This window comes from Frankia sp. CoWAU3 (genome assembly GCF_977971855.1).
This window is the reverse complement of sequence record NZ_CDWWXB010000120.1, coordinates 1-5,201: the sequence shown is the minus strand read 5'-3', so window position 1 is coordinate 5,201 and position 5,201 is coordinate 1. Positions and strand designations below refer to the sequence as shown.

The window sequence follows — 5,201 nt, the reverse complement described above, 5'->3', positions numbered from 1 at the left end:
ACGGCGAGGACGGCGAGGACCGCCGCCGCGAGGACGGACGAAGGGCCGGAAGGACGGTGACGGACGAGACCGCAGGGGCGGGCCGGCCCGCGTCGATCGCGCGGGTGACCGTCCGCTACTGGGCCGCCGCCAGGGACGCCGCGGGGGTGTCCCAGGAGGAGATCGGCGCGGATACGCTGGCCGCTCTGCTCGATGTCGTCGCGGCCCGCCACGGCGGGACCCTGCCGGCGCTGCTGCGACGGTGCTCCTACCTCGTCGACGACCAGCCCGTGGGCCGGCGGGATCCGGCGGGGGTCATCCTGCGTGACGGTTGCGTAGTCGAGGCCCTCTCACCTTTCGCCGGGGGATGACGCTGTTCGTCGTCGGTCCGGAGATCGTCGGTCCGGAGGCCATCGCCGCTGGGGAGACCGTTGACGCGGAGGTCCTCGCCGCCCGACCCGGGGTCGCGCCCGGCTGGGACGGCGCGACGTGAGCCGCCCGAGCCGGACATGACAGCATGGCCCGGTGAGCGCAGGCGATCCCGGCACGCCCCATGGCGTCCTCGTCCCGGACGAGGCTGCCTCCATCCCCGCAGCCCGATGGGCGCCGGGTGCTTTGCCGTTGGCGGCCCTGGTGGCTACCGGCCTGGTGATGGCGGCCGCAGCCCTCGGCACGGGAGCCCTCGCGGCGGTCCTCATCGTCGAACAGATCGCGTTTGCCTGGGCCTGGGTCCGGATGCTCCGGGCGTCGACCGGTACCACCCTGCTCGTGGCGGCCTGGGGTGTCCTCGGTGACGTGGTCCTGTTGGCCTCGGACCGGCCCAGCTACGGATCGTTGGCCGGCGTCGTCGGGATCGCCGTGGCGGTTGTGATCCTCTACCAGCTCGCCCGACGCCGGTCAGCTCCCGTCTCCGGGGCAGGCTCGGTGTCTGCCAATGGTTCGAGTCCGGTGTCTGCCAACGGTTCGAGTCCGCCGCCCGGTCCTGCCGTGCGGGTCGGTGCGGATCTCGCCGCGGCGCTGAGTGGAATCATTTTCTGTGCGCTTTTCGCCGGTTACCTTGCGCTGCGTTCCGGGTCCGGCGCGCACCATCCGGCCGATCTGCTGGTCATCGCCGGCCTCCTCGGCGCGGGTGGCACGGTCGTGGCGGGCCGGCTGGTGGGATGGGCGGGCGTTCCGGTGGTGCTGGCCGGGGCGGTCGGCGTTCTGGTCGGCGCGGCGCTGGGGGCCGGCTTCGGTGCCCTCGACCCCGATCGTCTGGCGGTGGGGGCCGCCGTCGCGATCGCCGTGGCGGGAGCGGCCGTGGCCGCCGTCATCGATTTGCTGCTGGCGCGGGCCCGGGACGCCGAGCCGCGGGTCGGCCCGGTCGCCACCTCGGCGCTGGTCGCGGACGTCCTGCTCACCGCCATCCTGCCGCTGGCCTCCGCGGCGCCACTGGTGTATTTCGTCGGCCGGCATCTGCCCGCGTGAGTCGATCGTCGGGCCGCGGCGGGGCCTGGACGGGAAGAGCCGGGGCCTGTCGGATGCTGTAGAAGCCGTGACCGGAATGTGGGTGTTGTCGGTGGCGACCGTGGTTGCTCTCGGGCTGGGGGTGCTCATGCGGGCCCGGGACGGACGGTTCCGGCCGGTAGACGGCGGGCTGCGGGCCGAGTTCGCGTCGCTGGGCGAGACGATGGGGGATCGGGCGACGCTGCTGCAGTTCTCCACGGCGTTCTGCGCTCCCTGCCGGTCCACCCGTCGGGTGCTGGCAGGGGTTGCCGAGGTCGTGCCCGGGGTACGCCACGTCGAGGTTGATGCGGAGGCGCATCTCGACCTCGTCCGTCGGCTGGGGATCAGGCGGACTCCGACGGTACTGATCGTTGACGGTCATGGCAGGGAGGTGCGGCGCGCGAGCGGTGCCCCGCCGACGCGTGCGGCGGTGTTCGCCACTCTCGAAGAGATCGTTTCCGATGGGATCAATCGGGCAGATGGTGATCCTTCGGATTCATCGTCGGCGGGTTAACACAGACGTGACGTTCACTGCTACCGTGACACGAGCCATGCCCCAGATACAGCTTGTGAAGCGCCGCGCGGTCGATCTGTGCCGCGTACACAGCTGTCTGTGTTGTCTTTCCTGATCGTGGGTTGATGTTCCTCAGCCGTGATCGGCTGGCCCCGGTGCATCGCCACGTCCGAGCGGGTAGTCCAAGCCGGAAGTCAGGAGAAGGCTCTCGTGGTAGATCCTCGCGGGATGCGGTTCGCCGCTGCCGTCACCACGATCATGCTCGCCGTGATACTGCTCGCCGGCAGCCGCTGGTTGCTGCTCGCGCAGACCGTGGTGTTCGGGGTGGGGGCGGTGGCCGGGGTCCGGCACGCGCCCTACGGGCTGGTGTTCCGTTCCCTGATCCGGCCGAGGCTGGGGCCGCCTGCCGCCACCGAGGACGCCGCGCCGCCCCGGTTCGCCCAGCTGGTCGGCGCGATCTTCGGTGTCGTGGGTCTCGTGGGATTCTTCGTGGGGATGCCGGCACTCGGTTACGTCGCGGTGGCCCTGGCCTTCGTGGCGGCCCTCCTCAATGCGGCGTTCGAGTTCTGTCTCGGGTGCCAGCTGTATCTTTTTCTCCAATCGATAGCCGTGAAAGGAGCACGCACATGAGTCGTGAGAAGGCGCTGGTCGACGCCTCGTGGGTCGAAGCGAACCGTAACGACCCGAAGGTCGTCCTGGTCGAGGTCGACGAGGACGTCTCCGCGTACGACAAGGGGCACATCCCGGGGGCGGTGCGTCTCGACTGGAAGTCCGAACTTCAGGACCCGGTCATTCGTGACTTCATCAACAGGGAGCAGTTCGAGAAGCTTCTCTCCGAGAAGGGGATCTCGAACGACGACATCGTCGTGCTCTACGGCGGGAACAACAACTGGTTCGCCGCATACGCATACTGGTACTTCAGCCTCTACGGCCACGCCGACGTCCGCCTGCTCGACGGTGGTCGCAAGAAGTGGGAGCTCGACAGCCGTGAGCTGACCACCGAGGTCACCCCGCGTCAGCCCACCAGCTACACCGCCCCGGAGCCGCGCACCGACATCCGGGCCTTCCGTGAGGAGGTCATCTCCGCGATCGGCGAGAAGGCCCTGGTGGACGTCCGGTCGCCCGACGAGTTCTCCGGCAGGCTGCTCGCTCCCGCGCACCTGCCGCAGGAGCAGTCCCAGCGGGCCGGGCACATCCCCACGGCGAAGAACATTCCGTGGGCGAAGACCGCGAACGAGGACGGCACGTTCAAGAGCAATGACGAGCTGACCGGCCTCTACACCGAGGCCGGGGTCGACCTGTCCAGGGACATCATCGCCTACTGCCGTATCGGCGAGCGTTCGGCGCACACCTGGTTCGCGCTGCACGAGTTGCTCGACCTGCCGAACGTGAAAAACTACGACGGTTCGTGGACCGAGTACGGCTCGCTCGTCGGCGTGCCGATCGAGAAGGGCGCGTGAGCCATGTGCGGCGCCACCAGCGGTGGACCATCTGTGGAGGGAATTGACGTGGCCAAGGAAACCGTGATCCAGGGGGTCGTGGTGCAGGGCGGGGAGCCGGTTTCGACCGGTTATGCCCGGCTGCTGGACGAAGGCGGCGATTTCACCGCCGAGGTTCCGTTGTCCGCGACGGGTCAGTTTCGTTTCTTCGCGCGGCCGGGGCAGTGGACCGTCCGGGCTCTTGTCCCCGGCGCGACCGGCGAGCGCAAGGTCGTCGCCCGTCAGGGTGAGCCGGTCGACACCCAGGTCGAGGTCGCGGCCTGACGTCGCGTTCCTTCGCCGGGCGGGGACAGCGGGTTTCTCCCGCTGTCCCCGTGCTCACGTTGCCCCCGTGCTCATGCCCGGACCTGGCCACCGCGGTTGTTTCCCGCCGGTGACACGACAGCCGAAACGGTGCTCGCCGGTGGCGGAACCGTGGTCGGTACGGCGAAGGCCATCGGGCCGATCGAGAAACAGTGCAGACCGTTGTCGCGGGCAAACGCCATTGCGGAGCCCCGATCGGGGAACGGCGCGATGATCCGGTCGACCGCACGCTGGCCGGCGGCGGCGAAAAGGACGACCGCGAAGAGTACGTCGGACTCTGCCATCATGTGATCATGAAAGCGCATCCCGGGAAGGCCCGAACAGGTTTTCGCGTGTTCCGTTCGTGGTCTGTCGTTGCGCGTGCGATGTCTTCCGCAAAGGCTCCGTCATACCGTGAATAAAGTGTGACTCTTGGTGGACGGGCACCTCTTGGTAGACGGGCAGCTGGAGATGCCCCCGCGGAGTCGGCTCAGTCGGACACGCGGTGCAGGCGGGCGGACAGGTGTGACTGCATCGGCTTGCCCTCGGCCTCCATGTCGATCGCGTAGGCGAGATCGCCGCCCTCGACCAGGCCGTAGAGCCGCACCGACCGGGTGACGTCACGGGCGGTGGCGGTGCGGATCAGGACGTTGTGATCGAGATCGATACGGGTGCCGGTCACCGTGCCGACGTAGATCTCGGCGATGCCGAACGGGTGGGCCAGCATCACCTCGACGACCGGCTTTCCGTCCTCTCCGGGCTGGACCCGCCAGAACCCGGTCTCGGTCGCCAGCGGGCTGCCGGGCTCGCGGCCGTCCCGGGGCTCGTCCGCCCACCAGGTGTGCGACACGTATCCCAGCGCCGGGCGGCCGTCCGCGGCGAAGGTGATCTCCTGGCCGTAGTGGAATCCGTCCAGGCCCTCGTAGCCGCCGACCCCCTCGCCCCGCCAGGTCCCGACGAGGAAGGCCAGTGGTAGCAGGCTGGCGTGCAGATCAACGGTGCTCGTCGCCGTGTCGGACCGCGGCGATCCGGCCGCGGACCGCTTCCCGGCGCTCAACGCTGACCCTCGTACAGCTTGTAGACCACGTAACCGGAGAACCAGGCGATCAGGACGGACATCGCCACCAGAAGCCCGGTGAAGAAGTAGTGCAGCACGTCTGTAGCCTAGACGACGAGATCACGGGACTCCTCGTGGCCGTACCGGTCCTGGTCACCTCAGGTGCCACGCGGCATAGCTGCGCGCCAGGGCGGCTCGGTTCCGAGCGGCAAGGCTGTCCGACCGCGCCGCTCGCATGCTCCACAGTCCCGCCACGTGGCAGGCGAAGGCGCTCCGATCCTCGTCGGTGCCGGCCCGCCCAGCAGTCCAGCCCCGCTGCCCGCTGCCCGGCCTGCTGGGGGTATGCCCAGGGCTGCGCGAAGGTCGCGTGGTGTGACGGCCTGTT

10 protein-coding genes are annotated in these 5,201 nt (G+C 69.3%); 8 read left to right on the top strand and 2 right to left on the bottom strand.

Annotated features, from left to right (window positions below):
• Positions 1-95 precede the first annotated feature (95 nt).
• From AC08ON_RS11765 to AC08ON_RS11730, 8 genes are all read left to right on the top strand, one after another.
• On the top strand, positions 96-350 hold the full coding sequence (locus AC08ON_RS11765) for a MoaD/ThiS family protein (RefSeq protein ID WP_476616960.1): 255 nt from the start codon (positions 96-98) through the stop codon (positions 348-350).
• Positions 347-472, top strand: a complete 126-nt coding sequence (locus AC08ON_RS11760; protein WP_023839837.1) for a hypothetical protein — start codon at positions 347-349, stop codon at positions 470-472. Before AC08ON_RS11765 ends, AC08ON_RS11760 begins: the two co-directional genes overlap by 4 nt.
• A gap of 32 nt (positions 473-504) precedes the next feature.
• The gene (locus AC08ON_RS11755) at positions 505-1,446 is read left to right on the top strand and encodes a hypothetical protein (RefSeq protein WP_476607798.1); all 942 of its coding nucleotides are present in this window, start codon (positions 505-507) and stop codon (positions 1,444-1,446) included.
• Between the two features lie 67 nt (positions 1,447-1,513).
• Positions 1,514-1,978 (top strand): thioredoxin family protein, encoded by a 465-nt coding sequence (locus tag AC08ON_RS11750; protein ID WP_476607797.1) that lies wholly within the window; start codon positions 1,514-1,516, stop codon positions 1,976-1,978.
• Complete coding sequence (locus tag AC08ON_RS11745; protein ID WP_476607796.1) at positions 1,926-2,093, top strand: putative leader peptide; 168 nt, start codon at positions 1,926-1,928, stop codon at positions 2,091-2,093. Before AC08ON_RS11750 ends, AC08ON_RS11745 begins: the two co-directional genes overlap by 53 nt.
• Before the next feature lie 95 nt (positions 2,094-2,188).
• The gene (locus AC08ON_RS11740) at positions 2,189-2,608 is read left to right on the top strand and encodes a DUF4395 domain-containing protein (RefSeq protein ID WP_476607795.1); all 420 of its coding nucleotides are present in this window, start codon (positions 2,189-2,191) and stop codon (positions 2,606-2,608) included.
• The gene (locus tag AC08ON_RS11735) at positions 2,605-3,438 is read left to right on the top strand and encodes a sulfurtransferase (RefSeq protein WP_476607794.1); all 834 of its coding nucleotides are present in this window, start codon (positions 2,605-2,607) and stop codon (positions 3,436-3,438) included. The genes AC08ON_RS11740 and AC08ON_RS11735 overlap by 4 nt, the downstream gene beginning before the upstream one ends.
• A 3-nt stretch (positions 3,439-3,441) precedes the next feature.
• Positions 3,442-3,741, top strand: a complete 300-nt coding sequence (locus AC08ON_RS11730; protein ID WP_476607793.1) for a DUF1416 domain-containing protein — start codon at positions 3,442-3,444, stop codon at positions 3,739-3,741.
• A 71-nt stretch (positions 3,742-3,812) separates the two neighbouring features.
• On the opposite strand, the gene AC08ON_RS11725 is transcribed toward AC08ON_RS11730, so the two are convergent.
• Positions 3,813-4,067, bottom strand: a complete 255-nt coding sequence (locus AC08ON_RS11725) for a hypothetical protein (RefSeq protein ID WP_476616956.1) — start codon at positions 4,065-4,067, stop codon at positions 3,813-3,815.
• Between the two features lie 182 nt (positions 4,068-4,249).
• Positions 4,250-4,816 carry a nitrobindin family protein gene (locus AC08ON_RS11720; RefSeq protein WP_476607791.1) on the bottom strand — a complete coding sequence of 189 codons (567 nt, stop codon included), beginning with the start codon at positions 4,814-4,816 and terminating at the stop codon, positions 4,250-4,252.
• Positions 4,817-5,201 lie beyond the last annotated feature (385 nt).

What these genes read in the sequence shown, in the direction of transcription:
- AC08ON_RS11760 (WP_023839837.1), top strand. Translation starts at nt 347, where the DNA reads ATGACGCTGTTCGTCGTCGGTCCGGAGATCGTCGGTCCGGAGGCCATC.
- AC08ON_RS11745 (WP_476607796.1), top strand. Translation starts at nt 1,926, where the DNA reads ATGGGATCAATCGGGCAGATGGTGATCCTTCGGATTCATCGTCGGCGG.
- AC08ON_RS11735 (WP_476607794.1), top strand. Translation starts at nt 2,605, where the DNA reads ATGAGTCGTGAGAAGGCGCTGGTCGACGCCTCGTGGGTCGAAGCGAAC.
- AC08ON_RS11730 (WP_476607793.1), top strand. Translation starts at nt 3,442, where the DNA reads ATGTGCGGCGCCACCAGCGGTGGACCATCTGTGGAGGGAATTGACGTG.
- AC08ON_RS11725 (WP_476616956.1), bottom strand. Translation starts at nt 4,067, where the DNA reads ATGATGGCAGAGTCCGACGTACTCTTCGCGGTCGTCCTTTTCGCCGCC.